A 1783-nucleotide genomic window follows, 5' to 3' on the forward strand; every position below is an offset into this window, starting at 1 on the left:
AATTTGAGGAAGTCTTGACGGAAATCGGACATTTGGGTTCTCCCGAAAGATGTTGATTTATCAAAGAAACGATTATAAAGGATTCATGCGGAAAAATCAGGCCGTCTGAAAGCAGGTTCAACCCCGCGTTAAACCGACAAGGCGGCATTGCCTTCTTATCCCTGCACTCAAAGCGGATTATTCCCGATGATACGGATGGTTGTGCAAAATCGAAACGGCGCGATAAAGCTGCTCGGTCAGCAAAACGCGCACCATACCGTGCGGCAAGGTCAGGCTGGAAAGGCGCATCATCATATTTGCCTGCTGTTTCAAACGGTCGGTCATGCCGTCTGCGCCGCCGATAATAAAGCAGACGTGTTCGCCGTTTTGCTGCCAGCTTTTCAAATGTTGCGCCAATTCGACCGAAGTCGGCGCTTTGCCGCGCTCGTCCAATACCACCAAAAACGCGCCCTGCGGTATGGCTTCCAGCAGGCGTTTTTCTTCAGCCGCCATGCCCTGAGCCGCATTCACACCCGCGCCGCGTTTCTCTGGCTTGATTTCTTTCAGCGCATAATTAACATCGCGCCCGAAGCGTTTGGCGTACTCGCCGACGGCTTCATCCACCCAACGCGGCATTTTCGTGCCGACAGCCAAGACGGTGATATTCATGGGGTATCCTTTTGTATCGTTGTCGGTTGGATATTATGGTCAAGCAAGCCCTTAACCTTTTCAAACCATGAGCCAATACCCATGCAACCGACTGAAAATAAAAGGCCGTCTGAAAGCCGAATGTATCCCGTTCGACTGTTTCAGACGGCCTTTCAATGATTAGCAGTGAACCAGTGTACCTTCGTTTTCGCCGGTTACCACGCGTTTGAGCGAGCCTTCTTTAGCAATACCGAATACCACGATATTGAGCTTGCGTTCGCGGCAGAGGGCAAAAGCAGTGGCATCCATCACTTTGAGGTTTTTCAACAAGGCTTCGTCAAAAGTAATGGTTTCGTAGCGTGTTGCAGATGGGTCTTTTTTCGGGTCTGCGGTGTACACGCCGTCGACGTTGGTGGCTTTGAGCATCACGTCGCAGTTCATTTCCGCGCCGCGTAATGCAGCGGCAGTGTCGGTCGTGAAGAATGGGTTACCGGTACCGGCGGCGAAAATCACAACTTTGCCTTCTTCCAAATATTGAATGGCTTTAGGACGGGCGTAAGTTTCAGCGATTTGCTGCATAGACAGTGCGGATTGTACGCGCGCTTTGATGCCCAAAGTTTCAAATGCGTCTTTGAGTGCCAACGCGTTCATCACGGTTGCCATCATGCCCATGTAGTCGGCAGTGGCGCGGTCCATGCTGCCTGCTTGGGCGGATACGCCGCGGAAAATGTTACCGCCGCCGACAACGATACCGACTTGCACGCCCATTCTCACGATTTCGGCAATTTCGCCGACAGTTTGAACGATGGTATCGTGATTGATGCCGAATGGATCAGAGCCCATCAGGGATTCGCCGGAGAGTTTCAGTAATACGCGTTTGTATTTGATTTGCTGTGTCATGGGATACCTTGCTTTCTTGAATGTCGTCGGTCGGAGTTCGGGCCGTCTGAATTTTCAAACGGTCGGATTACAATGATATGGTGTGTCGTTCTATTATTGTTTTGTTTTCAGACGGCCTTTATATTCAGCCGTCTTAAAATAGGTACCGTAAACGGTTTTCTCAAAAAAAAGCACCCTGATTCGTTTGGAATCTAGGTGCTTTCTTTTTCATAAGTGCCTTACACTTTAGCAGCGGCAGCAACTTCGGCTGCGTAGT

At 50.3% G+C, this 1783-nt stretch carries 2 protein-coding genes; both read right to left on the minus strand.

The genetic code is table 11. The annotated features are described in order from the left end of the window. Positions 1 to 177 precede the first annotated feature (177 nt). A complete protein-coding gene (gene rlmH / locus ACTHUE_RS17715; RefSeq protein ID WP_036493712.1) occupies positions 178 to 648 on the minus strand; it encodes a 23S rRNA (pseudouridine(1915)-N(3))-methyltransferase RlmH in 471 nt (156 codons plus the stop codon). A gap of 159 nt (positions 649 to 807) precedes the next feature. Then, positions 808 to 1527, minus strand: coding sequence for a UMP kinase (gene pyrH / locus ACTHUE_RS17720; protein ID WP_003708812.1), 720 nt, complete (start codon positions 1525 to 1527; stop codon positions 808 to 810). Positions 1528 to 1783 lie beyond the last annotated feature (256 nt).

Source organism: Neisseria sp. P0021.S005 (genome assembly GCF_051956955.1).